The following is a 15,979-nucleotide window of genomic DNA, read 5'->3' as shown; positions in this document are numbered from 1 at the left end:
CCCGACCCGAAACGGGTCCCGGCAGACACCGACGCCCCGGCGCGGGTCCCGTGGGGGGAATCCGTTCCGGGGAAAGGAAAGCGCCCCGACCGTCGACCCGTGGGGGGATCGGCGGCGGGGCGCTTTTCGCAAGCGTCGGTGCGGCCGGCCGTGAAGGCCGGCCGCGGGAAGGCTCGGGTCAGCGGGCCTCGACCGGGACGAAGTCGCGCAGGACCTCGCCGGTGTAGATCTGGCGCGGGCGGCCGATGCGGGAACCCGGCTCCTTGATCATCTCGTGCCACTGGGCGATCCAGCCGGGAAGACGGCCGAGCGCGAAGAGCACGGTGAACATCTCGGTCGGGAAGCCCATGGCCCGGTAGATCAGGCCGGTGTAGAAGTCCACGTTCGGGTAGAGGTTGCGCGAGACGAAGTACTCGTCGGCCAGCGCGTGCTCTTCCAGCTTGAGCGCGATGTCGAGCAGCTCGTCGCTCTTGCCGAGCGACGAGAGGACGTCGTGCGCCGCCGCCTTGATGATCTTCGCCCGGGGGTCGAAGCTCTTGTAGACGCGGTGCCCGAAGCCCATCAGGCGGACGCCGTCCTCCTTGTTCTTCACCTTGCGGATGAAGGCGTCGACGTCGCCGCCGTCGTTCTTGATGCCCTCGAGCATCTCCAGGACGGACTGGTTGGCGCCACCGTGCAGCGGACCCCACAGGGCCGAGATGCCGGCGGAGATCGAGGCGAACATGTTCGCCTGCGAGGAGCCGACCAGACGCACGGTGGAGGTCGAGCAGTTCTGCTCGTGGTCCGCGTGCAGGATCAGCAGCTTGTCGAGCGCCGAGACCACGACCGGGTCCAGGTCGTACTCCTGGGCCGGCACGGAGAAGGTCATGCGCAGGAAGTTCTCGACGTAGCCGAGGTCGTTGCGCGGGTAGACCACCGGGTGGCCGACCGACTTCTTGTACGCGTACGCCGCGATCGTCGGGAGCTTGGCCAGCAGCCGGATCGTCGAGAGGTGGCGCTGCTTCTCGTCGAACGGGTTGTGGCTGTCCTGGTAAAAGGTCGACAGCGCGCTGACCACGGAGGACAGCATCGCCATCGGGTGCGCGTCACGGGGGAAGCCGTCGTAGAAGCGCTTCACGTCCTCGTGCAGCAGCGTGTGCTGGGTGATCTCGTTGCGGAACGACGCGAGCTGGTCGACGGTCGGCAGCTCACCGTTGATCAGCAGGTACGCGACCTCGATGAAGGTCGAACGCTCGGCCAGCTGCTCGATCGGGTAACCGCGGTAGCGCAGGATGCCCTGCTCACCGTCGAGGTAGGTAATCGCGGACTTGTACGCCGCGGTGTTGCCGTAGCCACTGTCCAAGGTGACGAGCCCGGTCTGGGCCCGCAGCTTCGAGATGTCGAAGCCCTGGTCACCGACGGTGCTCTCGACCACCGGGTAGGTGTATTCACCGTCCGCGTACCGGAGTACTACAGAGTTGTCGCTCACGTCATCCCTCACCGACGTAGTGCCTCTTCTTCGAGGTGCCCTGACTGCCTCTACCTTCCCCCATTTGGCGCAGGAGAGTGCACTCGGGGTCGGCGTTTGGTCCATTTGACGGCACTGAGTGCCTTCAGCCTGCTCATCCTGCCCCCTCTCCCCGGTTGCCGGAACCCCAAATGATCGATCATTTAGGTGATGTTTCCCACCGGTATCCGGCCGGCCAGCCTGGGAGCGACCGCCGTGTACCTCCTGCCTGCGGAAACCGTACGCACAGCCTGTCCGAGGGCCTTGCGTGACCCGACGAGGACGACCAGTTTCTTCGCCCTGGTCACCGCCGTGTAGAGAAGATTCCGCTGGAGCATCATCCAAGCGCCGGTGGTGACCGGGATCACGACCGCGGGGTATTCACTCCCCTGGGAGCGGTGGATCGTGACGGCGTACGCGTGGGCCAGCTCGTCGAGCTCCGTGAACTCGTAGCCGATCTCCTCGTCCTCGTCCGTCCGCACCGTCAGGCACTGTTCGTCCACGTCGAGGGCGGTGACCACGCCGACCGTGCCGTTGAAGACACCGTTGGCCCCCTTCTCGTAGTTGTTGCGGATCTGGGTGACCTTGTCGCCCACCCGGAACACCCGGCCGCCCAACCGCTTCTCCGGCAGGTTCGGCCGGGCCGGCGTGATGGCCTGCTGGAGCAGGCCGTTGAGGTTTCCGGCGCCCGCCGGGCCGCGGTGCATGGGCGCGAGCACCTGGATGTCGCGGCGCGGGTCGAGTCCGAACCTCGCCGGGATCCTGCGGGCCGCCACGTCCACGGCGAGCACCCCGGCCGCCTCGGTGTCCTCCTCGGGGAAGAGGAAGAAGTCCGGCAGCCCGTCCGTGAGGGGCGGCAGCCCGGTGTTGATCCGGTGGGCGTTGGTGACGACGCCCGACTGCTGGGCCTGCCGGAAGATCCGGGTCAGCCGGACCGCGGGCACGGGGCCGCCCTCGGCCAGCAGGTCGCGCAGCACCTCGCCCGCGCCGACCGAGGGCAGCTGGTCCACGTCCCCCACGAGGAGCAGGTGCGCACCCGGCGCCACGGCCTTGACCAGCTTGTTCGCCAGGAGCAGGTCCAGCATCGAGGCCTCGTCGACGACGACCAGGTCGGCGTCCAGCGGGCGCTCCCGGTCGTACGCGGCGTCCCCGCCCGGCTTGAGCTCCAGCAGCCGGTGCACGGTGGAGGCCTCGGCCCCGGTGAGCTCCGAGAGCCGCTTCGCGGCCCGGCCCGTGGGCGCCGCGAGCACGACCTTGGCCTTCTTCGCCCGGGCCAGCTCCACGATCGAGCGCACGGTGAAGGACTTCCCGCAGCCGGGCCCGCCGGTGAGTACGGCGACCCGACGCGTCAGCGCCAGCTTGACCGCGTCGCGCTGCTCGGGGGCGAGCGAGGCCCCGGTCCGCCCGGCGAGCCAGCCCAGGGCCTTGTCCCAGTCCACGTCCTGGAAGCCGGGCATCCGGTCGTCCTCGGCGTACAGGAGCCGGCGCACCTGCCCGACCAGCGAGAGCTCGGCCCGGTGGAAGGGCACCAGGTACACGGCGGTCAGCGGATCCGGACCGCCCTGGGGATCGGGTACGGGCTCGCGCACGACGCCTTCCGGGTCGGCGGCGAGCTCGGCCAGGCAGTCGATCACCAGCCCGGTGTCCACCTGGAGCAGCTTGACCCCGTCGGCGATGAGCCGGTCCTCGGGCAGGAAACAGTGCCCCTGGTCGGTGGACTGGGACAGGGCGTACTGGAGCCCGGCCTTGACCCGCTCGGGACTGTCGTGCGGGATCCCGACGGCCTGGGCGATGCGGTCGGCCGTGAGGAAACCGATGCCCCACACGTCGGCGGCGAGCCGGTAGGGCTGGTTCTTCACCACGGAGATGGAGGCGTCGGCGTACTTCTTGTAGATGCGCACCGCGATGGAGGTGGAGACGCCCACGCCCTGGAGGAAGACCATGACCTCCTTGATGGCCTTCTGCTCCTCCCAGGCGGCGCCGATCAGCTTGGTCCGCTTGGGGCCGAGCCCGGGCACCTCGATGAGCCGCTCGGGCTCGCCCTCGATGACGTCCAGGGTGTCGAGGCCGAAGTGCTCCACGATCCGGTCGGCGATCTTGGGGCCGATGCCCTTGATCAGGCCGGAGCCCAGGTAGCGGCGGATGCCCTGGATGGTCGCGGGCAGGAGTGTGGAGTAGTTCTCCACCGTGAACTGCCGGCCGTACTGCGGGTGTGAGCCCCAGCGGCCCTCCATGCGCAGCGATTCGCCGGGCTGGGCGCCGAGCAGCGAGCCGACGACGGTGAGCAGGTCACCGCTTCCCCGGCCGGTGTCGACGCGGGCGACCGTGTACCCGCTCTCCTCGTTGGCGTAGGTGATGCGCTCGAGCACCCCCTCGACCACCGCCAGTTGTACCGCCGCCCCGTTGGTTGCCATGGCACGAAGCTACCGTTCGGGGCCGACAACGCGTCAGGCCTGTGGACGGCACCAGAAAGGGGTCCAGCCTCGCGGCCGGACCCCCATCACGGTTACCCCTCCCGTGTCGGACTTCCCGATCCCCCCAGATCCCCTCCCGGAAGTACCGACGCACCATACGACTCGCGATTCCCCGGGAGGGTTGCACCCTGATCCACAGCTTTGCCTTTCCGTTACCCAACGCCTACTCAAGGTGCCCGCGAATCTGCACAGAAGCGGTGTTTCGGGCATGAGTGGATCCCCCTCCCCACGCCCGGCGGCAACCCCGGCGGCCTCGGCGGCCCGCTGGGCGGCGAGGTCCCGGGCGGCGGCGGGAAGTAGCCCGTTCCGGGAGCCCGCGGCCGCCTCGGACCCTAGGTCCTGTCGTCAAAGTGGCGCCTGGCCCGCGGCGTTCGGCACCGCACCTCGCCGCGTTGTCGGGGCGCCCAAGTACGTCCAGTACTCAGGCGCCCCTCCGCCTTGCGATGCACGGCACCGAACGCCGCGGGCCTGACCGACGCCACTTTGACGACAGGACCTAGAGTTGGCCCATGGCGGAGAGCGTGCGGCTACGGGAACCGCGGCCGGGGGACCTGGGGTGGATCGTGCAGCGCCACGGCGCGCTGTACGCCGCCGAGCACGGCTGGAACACCGGCTTCGAGGGCCTGGTGGCCCGGACCGTCGCGGAGTTCGCCGAGGACCACGACCCGTACCTGGAACGCGTGTGGATCGCCGAGCTGGACGGGCGTCCGGTCGGCTCGGTGATGTGCGTCCGCGAGGACGGCGCGCCGGGCACCGCCCGGCTGCGGCTGCTCCTCGTCGATCCGAAGGAGCGCCGCCGCGGGGTCGGCTCCCTGCTGGTCGCCGCGGTCGTCGGCTTCGCCCGCTCGGCCGGCTACCGCGAGCTCGTCCTGGGGACCGACGACGTGCTGGCCGGAGCCCGCGCGCTCTGCCTGCGGGCCGGCTTCACCCTGGTCGCCGAACGCCCGCACCGCTCGTACGGGGTCACCCTCACGGGGCAGGAGTGGCGACTGCCGCTGCAGGAGGGCTTCCCGCGCTGACGCCCGAACCGACCCCCGTACGGTTCGAGGCGCGCGCGGGGGCCAGCGAGGTGAGGGCCACCCCGCCGACCAGGAGTACGGCCGCCAGGCAGCACAGGCCCGAGACGGACTCCCCCAGCACCAGGGCCGCCGAGGACATGCCGAACACCGGGACCAGCAGCGAGAACGGCGCCACCGAGGAGGCCGGGTAGCGGCGCAGCAGGTAGCCCCAGGCGCCGAAGCCGAAGACGGTGGACACCCAGGCCACGTAGCCGATGACGGCGACGCCGGACCAGTCCAGGGCGCGCAGCGCGGCCAGGTCCCGCTCGGGCCCTTCCAGCAGCAGCGAGAGCGCGAACAGCGGCAGCACCGGGACGGTGCACACCCACACCATGAAGTTCAGCGCGTCGGGTGGCGAGGCCCTGCGGGTCAGGACGTTGGAGACGCCCCAGCAGGCGGCGGCCGCGACGACCAGCGTGAAGCCGAGCACCGGTCCGGACGTGCCCCCGTCCGCGGCGGCCACCGCGATCCCGGCGAGCGCCACGCCCATGCCGAGCACCCGTACCCGGCCGGGCCGTTCGCGCAGTACGACCGCGGCGAGGACGGCGGTGAAGACGGCCTGCACCTGCAGGACGAGGGAGGACAGCCCGGCCGGCATCCCGGCGGACATCCCGGTGAAGAGCAGGCCGAACTTGGCGATGCCGAGGGCCACGCCCACCCCGGCGATCCACTTCCAGGCGACCTGGGGACGGCCGACGAAGAACACGGCGGGCAGCGCCGCGACGAGGAAGCGCAGGGCGGACAGGAGCAGCGGCGGGAAGTGGCCGAGTCCGATCTCGATGACGACGAAGTTGAACCCCCAGACGGCGGCGACGAGTACGGCGAGTGCGGTGTGTACGGGACGCATGTTCCGAGCATCGGCGCCCCGATCGTGTAGCACCAGCGCCGATCTCTTCCGGGATGGATGAAGCATTGCTTACGCTTGGCCCATGCTCGACCTGTCCCGGCTGCGCGCCCTGCACGCCGTCTCCGTCCACGGCTCGGTGGCCGGCGCCGCGGCCGCCCTCGGCTACACCCCCTCGGCGGTCTCGCAGCAGATCTCCAAGCTGGAGCGGGAGACCCGCACCACGCTGCTGGAGCGCCGCGGGCGGGGGATCGCCCTCACCGAGGAGGCCCGCCATCTGGCCGACACGGCGCAGGAGTTGCTGGCGATCGTGGAGCGCGCCGAGACCACACTGGAGGAGCGGCGCGGGCAGCCGAGCGGGCTGCTGACGGTGGCCGCGTTCGCCTCCGCGGCGCGCGGGCTGCTGCCGGGGGTGCTGGCCGATCTGGCCCGCCGCCATCCGGCCCTCGACGTCCGGCTCACCGAGGTGGACCCGCACCTGTCGGTGGACCTGGTGGCCCGGGGCGTCACCGACCTGGCGGTGGCCCACGACTGGGACATCGCCCCGCTGCCGGCTCCCGAAGGGGTCGAGCAGGCGGTGATCGGGGACGACCTCTGCGACCTGGTCGTGCCGGGCGGGCATCCCTTCACCGAGCGCTCCGTCGTCCGCCGCGGCGACCTCGGCGGCCAGCGCTGGGTCTGCCAGCCGCCCGGCCGGGTCTGCCACGACTGGCTGGTGCGGACCCTGCGCACGGCCGGCTTCGAGCCCGACATCGCGCACGTGGCGGAGGAGAACCACACCATCGTCGCCCTGGTCGCGGCCGGGCTCGGGGTGGCGGTGGTGCCCCGGCTGGGCACCGGCGCGCTGCCGCCGGGCGCGGTGGCCGTGCCACTGGAGCCCGGCCCCGTACGCCGGCTGTACGCGCTGTGGCGGACCGGGGCCGCCCGCCGCCCCGCGATCACCGAGGCCGTGCGGACCCTTCAGGAGCGCTGGACCCCGTAGCGGGTCATCCGGGGGACCTCCCGAGTGTCCGGGGCCCGCGGGGCGCGGGCCGGCAGTAGGGTCCGGCGCGTGCCGTACCACGCTTCCCGCCGGACCCTGCTCGCCGCGGCCGCCATGGCCGCCGTCACGGCCGCCGGGGCCTCCCCCGCCGCGGCCGGCGCCGCGGGCGCCCTCCGGGCCCCCGGCGCGCTCCCGCCCGACGGCGCGGGCGGGGCGGGCGGGGCGGCGCTGCGCCGCCTGGTGGACCGGATGAGCCTCGCCGAGAAGGTCGGGCAGCTCTTCGTCTCCCGGGCGTACGGGCATTCGGCGACCGACCCCGACCCGGCGGACGCGGCGAAGAACCAGGAGCTGTTCGGGGTGCGCACCGCGGCCGAGCTGGTCTCCCGCTACCACCTGGGCGGGATCATCTACTTCGGCTGGGCGCACAACACCCGTACCCCGCACCAGATCGCCGCGCTGTCGGCCGGTCTCCAGGAGGCCGCGCTCGCCACCGGTCCCGGGATCCCGCTGCTGCTCTCGACCGACCAGGAGCACGGCGCCGTCGCCCGCATCGGCAGGCCCGCGACGCTGTTCCCGGGGGCGATGGCGCTCGGCGCGCAGCACCGCGCGACCGGTTCCGCCGCCGGTGCCCGCCGGGCCGCGCGCATCGCGGGGGCCGAGCTCGCGGCCATGGGCATCCGGCAGGACTACGCGCCGGTGGCCGACGTGAACGTGAACCCGGCGAATCCGGTGATCGGCGTACGGTCCTTCGGCGCCGACCCGGACGCGGTGGCGGAGCTGGTCGCCGCCCAGGTCCACGGCTACCAGCGGGCCGGGGTCGCGGCCACCGCCAAGCACTTCCCGGGCCACGGGGACACGGAGACCGACAGCCATGTCGGGCTGCCGGTGATGCGGCACACCCGCGCCCTCTGGGAGGAGCTGGACGAGCCGCCCTTCCGGGCCGCGGTGGAGGCGGGCGTGGACGCGGTCATGACGGCGCACATCGTCTTCCCGGCCCTCGATCCCTCGGGGGACCCGGCGACCCTCTCCCGGCCGATCGTGACCGGGATCCTGCGCGAACGCCTCGGTTTCCGGGGGGTGGTGGTCACCGACGCGCTCGACATGGCGGGGGTGCGCCAGAAGTACGGGGACGAGCGGGTGCCGGTGCTGGCCCTGAAGGCGGGCTGCGACCAGCTGCTGAACCCGCCGGACCTGGACCTCGCCCACCGCAGCGTGCTGGCGGCCGTGGAGACGGGCGAGCTGACGGAGGAACGGATCGACGAATCGGTCCTGCGGATCCTCGGACTGAAGGCGCGCCGGGGCCTGTTCGGCGGGGCGGGCGCCCCGTCCGGGGAGGTGGACGCCGTGGTCGGCGTCCCGGAGCACCTGGCGGCGGCCGACCGGATCGCGGCGGCCACGACGACGCTGCTGGCCAATCCGGCCGGGCTGCTGCCGCTGGACGCGTCGGCCGGGCCGCGGCTGCTGGTCACCGGGTCGGACCCGGTCTCCCCCAGCGGCACCACGGGTCCCCCCACCACCGTCCTGGCCAGGGAGCTGACCGCGCTGGGCTGCCGGGCCGAGGCCCTGCCGCCCGCCCGCGCGGCGGCCGCGGCGCCCGGTCACGCGGCGGTGGTGGTGTGCACGTACAACGTCCCCGAGGGGGACGACCCGCAGCGCACCCTGGTGGCCGGTCTGCTGGCCACCGGTGTCCCGGTCATCGCGGTGGCGATCCGCAACCCGTACGACTCGGCGCGGCTGCCGGCCTGCGCGGCGGAGGTGGCGACGTACTCCTGGACGGACGTGGAGATGCGGGCGGCGGCCCGGGTGCTCACCGGGGCACTGCGGCCGGCCGGCCGCCTCCCGGTGCCGGTCCCGGGCCGCTACCCGCTGGGCCACGGGCTGACGTACTAGACGCCGGCCCGCGGCCCGGCAGGCGCGTTACGGCCGCAGCTGCGGCTCGCGCTCCAGGTCACGCTGGTCGAGCTGCGCGTCCGGCGCCGCCAGCGGCGCCGCCCTCCCCGCGTCGGCGAGCGCGGCGGCCGGGGCCACCCCCGCCCACTGGAGGATCTTCGCGGTCGCGAGGGCCCTCTCCTCGTCCAGGAGCTTGGAGACGTTCGCACCGTGGTTGGCACCCGGCGCGATCATCACGTAGCTGTCGCGCACCCCGTAGCCGAGGTGGAACGGCTCGGAGCCCCACGGGTCGTTCTGCCCGTACACGAACAGCATCTGGTTGGCGTTCTTGCGGACCCAGTTGTCCACGTCCCGCATGGCCGCCGGCTGGAAGGTCATGGGGATGTCGCGGGGCACGAAGTTGCGCGGCGGCTGGTAGCCGTAGCGGCTCAGGCCGGCCAGGTGCGGCTGCTTGATGTCCGGGGAGCCGAGCTGCGTACCCGCCTGGTAGTAGTACGGGGTGTACGTCTCCAGGCCCTGGTCGGCGTAGGCGGAGAAGCCGGAGATCGCGTCGACCGTGTCCCAGATCTCCTGGTCGCTCGCGGTCGCGGCGGCCGGGATGGCGGCGCAGTCGGAGAGCAGGCTGTACTGCCAGAAGGCCCACACGTAGTCGAGCACGACGGCCTCGAAGGCCTTGTCGAGGTTGCCGACGGTGGTGAAGGTCCAGCCGTTCTCGGCGGCGGCGGCCGCGTACTTGGCCTCCAGCGGCTCGCGGCGCACGAGCGCCTCGCGCTGCACCGCGTTCAGCTTGTCGCGGCACTCCTTGGTGCCGACCTTCGCGAAGAACCGGTCGTAGGCCGAGTCCTCGTTGTTGACGACGTCGTTGGGCGCGACGTACGCGACGACGCCGTCCATGTCGCGGGGGTAGAAGCGCTCGAAGTACGTCGCCGTCATACCGCCCTTGCTGCCGCCCGTGGCCAGCCAGTTCTTGGTGTAGATCTTCTTCAGGGCGGTGAAGATGCGGTGCTGGTCGCTGGCGGCCTGCCAGATGTCCAGGTTCGCCCAGTTGGCCGGGTCGGGCCGGGAGGGCGTGAAGAATCGATACTCCAGCGACACCTGGTTGCCGTCGACGATGGTCGTCGGCTCACTGCGGCGCGGGTTGGTGTTGACGTTGTAGCCGGAGGTGAAGAACACCGTCGGCCGCGAGACGTCCTTGTGCAGAAGGGTCAGGCGCTGTTTGAAGGTGCCCTTCCACGGCTGCCGGTGGTCGACCGGCTGCTCGTAGTTCAGTACGAAGAAGCGGTAGCCGGGGTACGGCTTCTCCTCGATCAGACTCATCCCGGGAATGCCGAGGATCTGGTCCTTGATGTCCGTGGCGGCCGCCGGCCCTGCGGCGGTGGCCGCTTGCGCCGTGGAGCCGACCGCACCCATGGTGCCGATCAGCACCACGAGTGACAGCAGCCATCCGAGCGTCTTGCGCATTCACCCTCCCCTTGAGTTCACTTCGGTCGCCGTGAACCTAGCGGGGTGAACGCGCTGCTGAACAGACCTAGTTGGGCCGGTCGTTCAGCACAGGATCCAGCCGGAATCGGCAGATCCGGCCCCCACACTCCCCTTTACATACACACAGCGGCCGATCGCACCCACGGTGACAGGCCCGGCATAACGGGTGAATCGCCCGATATCGCGGATCGGGGCCCCGCCGCGCGGCTGAATGCTCACCGCCATCTCCCGCCGCTCACCGGGGACCCGGGCCACGGCCACCGCGCACGCCTGGGTGCGGCTCTTGTACACGCGCACCTCGCCCGTCGCGATCGGCAGCGTCCTGGCCAGCCGGCCCGCGCAGCTGCCGGTGGCGGCGTACGCGGCGCCCCCGCCGGCCCGGTCGGCCGGCGCGGGCGGCGTCGCCCGCGCGGGCGACGCCGCGAACAGCCCGCCGGCGCAGAGCCACAATGCCGCCGTGAACACCCCGAGGGGCACGGCCCATCGGCCGCACCCTCTCCGCCCTCGCAACATCCCGTCCCCCGCTCGCCCGTACGTGCCGCATACGTACGCACGTACGACGCCCAAACTCCCCGGAAGGTTGCGGCCGGCAAGGATCCGCGACCGCCTCACCCGTGCGGGTACACCCCCAACGCCCCGGCGGAAGGGCGGGAGTTCACGACCCCGCAGCGGCTTGCGCCGGGTGACCGGAAGAGGACGCCCCGGGCAAACCGCTCTTCGGCGAGCTCTGACCCCGCCGGCCGTCAGGCCGCAGCGCGCGCCGCCCCCGTCGACCGTCAGGCCGCAGCGTGCTCGTCCTCCCCGGCGAAGGTGCGCCACAGCTCGGCGTACCGGCCGCCGCGCGCCAGGAGTTCGGTGTGCGTGCCGTCCTCCACGACCCGGCCGCGGTCCATGACCACGACCCGGTCGGCGCGGGCGGCGGTGGTCAGCCGGTGCGCCACCACCAGGGTGGTCCGCTTGCCGGCGAGCCGGTCGGTGGCCTGGTTGACCTGGGCTTCGGTGGCCAGGTCAAGGGCGGCGGTGGCCTCGTCGAGCAGCAGAACGTCCGGGTCGACGAGTTCGGCCCGGGCCAGCGCTATCAGCTGGCGCTGCCCGGCGGAGAGATTGCGTCCGCGCTCGGCGACGGTGTGCAGGTAGCCTCCGTCCAGCGTGGCGATCATGTCGTGGGCTCCGACCGCGCGGGCTGCGGCCTCCACCTCTGCGTCGCTCGCCCGGGGCCGCCCGTAGGCGATGGCGTCGCGGACGGTCCCGGGGAAGAGGTAGGACTCCTGGGGGACGACACCGAGACGGTGGCGGTACGCCGTCAGGTCGAGCTCCCGCAGATCGGTGCCGTCGGCGGTGATCCGGCCCGAGGTCGGATCGTAGAACCGGGCCACCATCTTGACCAGCGTCGACTTGCCGGCTCCGGTCTCGCCGACGAAGGCGACGGTCTGCCCGGCGGCGATGCGCAGGTCGATTCCGGCCAGCGCCTCGGCCGTCTCGCCCCGCTCCTCGGCGGTGCCGTACTGGAAGCGGACGCCCTCGAAGGCGATCTCCCCGCGCAGCTCCGGGACCTCGCGGGGCCGCTCGGGCCGGGGTGTGGTGGTGGGCTCGCGCAGCAGCCCCTGGATGCGGCCGAGCGAGACGGTGGCCTGCTGGTAGCCGTCGAAGACCTGGGAGAGCTGCTGGACCGGGGCGAAGAACAGGTCGATGTAGAGCAGGTACGCGACCAGCGCGCCGGTGGTGAGGGTCCCGGCCTCGACCCTGCCCGCACCGACGATCAGCACGGCCGCCGCGGCGCCCGACGACAGCAGCTGGACGAAGGGGAAGTAGACGGATATCAGCCACTGGCCGCGGACCCGGGCCTCGCGGTACGAGTCGCTGCGCTCCGCGAAGCGGCGGGCGCCCGAGCCCTCGCGCCGGAAGGCCTGGACGATGCGGAGCCCGGCGACGGACTCCTGGAGGTCGGCGTTGACCAGGCTGACCCGGTCGCGGGCGAGCTCGTACGCGGCGACCGACTTGCGGCGGAAGACGACGGTCCCGATCACGAGCAGCGGCAGGGTCGCGAAGACGATCAGGGCGAGTTCGACGTCGAGGACGAGGAGGGCGACCAGGATGCCGAAGAAGGTGAAGACGGAGACGACGGCCGTGACGAGGCCGGTCTGCAGGAAGCTGGACAGGGCGTCCACGTCCGTGGTCATCCGGGTCATGATCTTGCCGGTCAGCTCGCGCTCGTAGTAGTCGAGGCCGAGGCGCTGCAGCTGGGCGAAGATCTTGACGCGGAGCGCGTACAGCACGCGCTCGCCGGTACGGCCCGTCATCCGGGTCTCGGCGAACTGCGCGGCCCACTGGGCGAGGACGACGCCGAGCGCGAGGACCGCGGCGGCCCACACCGCGCCGAGGGCGGCCTTCTCCACTCCCTGGTCGATGCCGTGCCGGATCAGGATCGGCAGGAGCAGACCGGAGCCGGCGTCGACGGCGACGAGGCCGAGGCTGATGGCGAGCGGCGCCCAGAACCCGCGGAGCAGGCGGCGCAGGCCGTAGCTCTCCTCGGGGGCCGTGGCGCGGTCCTCGTCCACGTCGGGCTCGTCGTCGGCGGGCGGCAGGGCCGCCACCTGGGCGAGCAGTTCGGGGGTCGCTGGGGGTCCCCCCGGCGGTAGCTGGGGGAGCATCCCGGCGACGGCCCCGGCCATGGAGTGCCCGGCTCCGGGCGCGCCGCTCCCGGCGGCCGGGGCGGTGGCGGCGCTGTCGGACTCGTCCCGGCGCCGCCAGAGCTCGGGGGTGATCCCGGCCGCGACGCGGCGCTTGGCGTTGACGGGCTCGGAGTCGATCTCGGCTTCGAGCTCGATGTCGCGTTCGAGGCGGTCTTCGAGGTCGCGCTCGAACTCGGTCATCACCGGGGCGTCCGGAGTCCGCGGCGAGCCGGCGCCGAGCGCGTCGGGGTCGGTGAGCAGCCTGCGGTAGAGGGGGGAGCGGCGCTCCAGCTCCTCGTGCGTCCCGATGTCGGCGAGCCGCCCGTGGTCGAGTACGGCGATCCGGTCGGCCAGCCCGAGCGTGGAGCGGCGGTGGGCGATCAGCAGGGTGGTCCGGCCGGCCATGACGCCGCGCAGGGCCTCGTGGATCTCGTGCTCGACGCGGGCGTCCACGGCGGAGGTGGCGTCGTCGAGGAGGAGCAGCCGGGGGTCGGTGAGGATGGCCCGGGCGAGCGCGATGCGCTGGCGCTGGCCACCGGAGAGGGTGAGCCCCTGCTCGCCGACCTTGGTGTCGAACCCGGCGGGCAGGGCCTCGATGAAGCCTTCGGCCTGGGCCGCGCGGGCCGCGGCGCGGATCTGTTCGTCGGTCGCGCCGGGGTGCCCGTAGGCGATGTTGGAGCGGATGGTGTCGGAGAAGAGGAAGGAGTCCTCGGGTACGAGCCCGATGGCGCCGCGCAGCGAGTCGTACGTCAGCTCGCGCACGTCGTGGCCGCCGACGCGGACGGTGCCGTGGTCGGTGTCGTAGAAGCGCGGCATCAGGAGCGAGACGGTGGACTTCCCGCTGCCGGAGGACCCGACCAGGGCGACGGTCTCCCCCTCCGCGACGGAGAGCGAGAAGCCGTCGAGGACGGGCCGCTCGGGGTCGTAGCCGAAGCGGACGTCGTCGAACTCGACGGTGGCGGGCGCGTCGGCGGGCAGCTCGCGGTCCCCGTCCCTGATCACGGGCTCGGTGTCGATGAGCTCGAAGACCCGCTCGACGCCGGCGCGGGCCTGCTGGCCGACGGTGAGCACCATGGCGAGCATCCGGACCGGCCCGACGAGCTGGGCGAGGTAGGTGGAGAAGGCGACGAAGGTGCCGAGGGTGACCTGCCCCTTGGTGGCCATCCAGCCGCCGAGGGCCAGTATGGCGACCTGCCCGAGGGCCGGGACGGCCTGGAGGGCGGGGGTGTAGCGGGAGTTGAGCCGGATGGTGCGCATCCGGCCGGCGAACAGCCGCCGTCCGGCGGCGCGCAGCTTGGAGGTCTCCTGCTCTTCCTGCCCGAAGCCCTTGACGACGCGGACGCCGGTCACGGCGCCGTCGACGACGGTCGCGACGGCGGCGGCCTGGCCCTGCGCGTACCAGGTGGCGGGGAAGAGCTTCTTGCGGCTGCGCTTGGCGATGAACCAGAGGGCGGGGGCCATCAGCAGCGCGACGAGGGTCAGCAGCGGCGAGAGCGCCAGCATGATCCCCAGGGATATCCCGAACAGCAGGAAGTTCCCGATGGTCATCGGGAGCATGAAGAGCAGGCCCTGGATGAGCTGGAGGTCGCTGGTGGCCCGCCCCACCACCTGCCCGGTCGACAGTTCGTCCTGCCGCCGCCCGTCGAGGCGGGCGATGGTGTCGTACATGTCGGTGCGCAGGTCGTGCTGGACGTCGAGGGCGAGCCGCCCGCCGTAGTACCTGCGTACGTAGGTGAACGCGTACACGAGCAGGGCCGCGCCTACGAGCATCGCGGCCCAGGGCCCCATGGGCTTGGTCCCGTCCCCGATGACGTCATCGATGATCACCTTGGTGACCAGCGGCACGAGCGCCATGACGGCCATGCCGGCCAGCGAGGACCCGAGCGCGAGCAGCACGTTGACCTTGTACCGCCAGGTGTAGGCAGTCAGCCGCCTGGCCCAGCCCTGTTTCTCCCCAGCCGCCGTCTCTGCCGCCGCCACGTTGTGCCTCCCCGTTCGCCTGTCCTACCGGAAGCCCCAACGCCCCGACCGGCGGATTTCATCCCGCCGCAACCATGGCACCGGAGCCCGCGCCGGGCACGGGGGCTTGATCCGAACAGGGGACTGCCGTCCGGCGGACAGCCGCCGGAAGCCGGGTCGCGACGGCCGGCGGCCGACGGGGGTGCCTCGGAGACGTTGATGAAGACGCAGAAGAAGACGCAGATGAAGACGCTTACGGAGCGTCGAACTCGTACTCCAGGACGTAGGCGGAGGCGTCGAGGACCATCTCGTTGACCTCGACCACCCGCCCGTCGGAGGCGAAGGCGGTACGGCACACCAGTACGACGGGCGTCCCGGCGGCCAGCCCGAGCTGCGCGGCCTCGTGCGGGCTCGGCATCCGCGACCGGACCTCCTCGCGGAACCGGGCGGGCCCGACGCCGAGCTCCGCGAGGCGGGCGTAGATCCCACCGGGCCCGGTGTCGGGCTCGGTGATGGGCGTACCGGCCACCAGGACGGCATCGAGGTACGAGCTCGCGAGCATCACCGGCTTCCCGTCGAGCAGGAACATGCGACGTCGCACGCACACGGGCGCCCCGTCCGCCAGGCCGAGCACACCGGCGACGGCACCGGGCGCGGCTTCCTCGGAGACGTCGAGCGACTCGACGACGGGTTCCCGCTCCTCCGTGTCGGCAGCCCAGATGGACCGTCCCCCACCCCAGACTTCGGCGGCCAGCCGCTGGATCCCGCGCCGCCGGATCCGCCGGAACTCCCGTACGAAGACCCCGGCGCCCTTACGGGCTTCGGTCAGCCCTTCGGACTGGAGCACGCCGAGAGCCTGCCGCGCGGTCATCCGGGCGACCCCGTAGGTATTCATCAGATCGTTCTCGCCGGGCAGCCGGTCCCCGGGCCCGTACTCGCCTGCCTCGATGGCGGCCTTCAGTGCGGCAGCGATGCGCTGGTACTTGGGCTGCCGTACGGCGCCGTCACTCGGCATGCGGTCCTCCCTGATCATCTCTAGTCATCCTAGGCACCCCCTCGCGCCGATGAGACGGCACGCTCGTCCAATCCACGCCACACGCCAACGTCTCTAGAGAATCGCTTGACCGCTTGC

9 protein-coding genes and 1 pseudogene are annotated in these 15,979 nt (G+C 72.2%); 3 read left to right on the top strand and 7 right to left on the bottom strand.

What is annotated here, in order from left to right:
* Positions 1–178 precede the first annotated feature (178 nt).
* Together ACFCZ1_RS20825 and ACFCZ1_RS20820 are read right to left on the bottom strand one after the other, a co-directional pair.
* A complete protein-coding gene (locus ACFCZ1_RS20825) occupies positions 179–1,468 on the bottom strand; it encodes a citrate synthase (protein ID WP_030161574.1) in 1,290 nt (429 codons plus the stop codon).
* A 182-nt stretch (positions 1,469–1,650) separates the two neighbouring features.
* Positions 1,651–3,900, bottom strand: a complete 2,250-nt coding sequence (locus ACFCZ1_RS20820; protein ID WP_376679748.1) for an ATP-dependent RecD-like DNA helicase — start codon at positions 3,898–3,900, stop codon at positions 1,651–1,653.
* A gap of 566 nt (positions 3,901–4,466) precedes the next feature.
* Between ACFCZ1_RS20820 and ACFCZ1_RS20815 the strand changes: the two are divergent.
* A pseudogene (locus ACFCZ1_RS20815) lies at positions 4,467–4,979 on the top strand (GNAT family N-acetyltransferase); the annotation flags it as partial.
* Here the strand turns inward: ACFCZ1_RS20815 and ACFCZ1_RS20810 are convergent.
* The gene (locus ACFCZ1_RS20810; protein ID WP_376679747.1) at positions 4,930–5,865 is read right to left on the bottom strand and encodes an EamA family transporter; all 936 of its coding nucleotides are present in this window, start codon (positions 5,863–5,865) and stop codon (positions 4,930–4,932) included. The pseudogene ACFCZ1_RS20815 and the gene ACFCZ1_RS20810 overlap by 50 nt on opposite strands.
* Positions 5,866–5,947: 82 nt before the next feature.
* Between ACFCZ1_RS20810 and ACFCZ1_RS20805 the strand changes: the two genes are divergently transcribed.
* A complete protein-coding gene (locus ACFCZ1_RS20805) occupies positions 5,948–6,844 on the top strand; it encodes a LysR substrate-binding domain-containing protein (RefSeq protein ID WP_376679746.1) in 897 nt (298 codons plus the stop codon).
* A 114-nt stretch (positions 6,845–6,958) separates the two neighbouring features.
* Positions 6,959–8,734, top strand: coding sequence for a glycoside hydrolase family 3 protein (locus tag ACFCZ1_RS20800; protein ID WP_376679814.1), 1,776 nt, complete (start codon positions 6,959–6,961; stop codon positions 8,732–8,734).
* Positions 8,735–8,761: 27 nt separating this feature from the next.
* Here ACFCZ1_RS20800 and ACFCZ1_RS20795 read toward each other — a convergent pair whose 3' ends face one another.
* The 4 genes from ACFCZ1_RS20795 to ACFCZ1_RS20780 form a co-directional block, all read right to left on the bottom strand.
* Complete coding sequence (locus ACFCZ1_RS20795) at positions 8,762–10,195, bottom strand: S28 family serine protease (protein WP_376679745.1); 1,434 nt, start codon at positions 10,193–10,195, stop codon at positions 8,762–8,764.
* Positions 10,196–10,279: 84 nt separating this feature from the next.
* The gene (locus tag ACFCZ1_RS20790) at positions 10,280–10,681 is read right to left on the bottom strand and encodes a hypothetical protein (RefSeq protein WP_376679744.1); all 402 of its coding nucleotides are present in this window, start codon (positions 10,679–10,681) and stop codon (positions 10,280–10,282) included.
* Positions 10,682–10,992: 311 nt separating this feature from the next.
* On the bottom strand, positions 10,993–14,868 hold the full coding sequence (locus tag ACFCZ1_RS20785; protein ID WP_376679743.1) for an ABC transporter ATP-binding protein: 3,876 nt from the start codon (positions 14,866–14,868) through the stop codon (positions 10,993–10,995).
* Between the two features lie 232 nt (positions 14,869–15,100).
* Entirely contained in the window at positions 15,101–15,862 is a 762-nt protein-coding gene (locus ACFCZ1_RS20780) for a GntR family transcriptional regulator (protein ID WP_376679742.1), read from the bottom strand.
* Between the last annotated feature and the right edge of the window lie 117 nt (positions 15,863–15,979).

The organism is Streptomyces sp. NPDC056224 (assembly GCF_042267665.1).
GTDB lineage: Bacteria > Actinomycetota > Actinomycetes > Streptomycetales > Streptomycetaceae > Streptomyces.
This window is presented reverse-complemented; position numbering and strand designations above follow the sequence as displayed.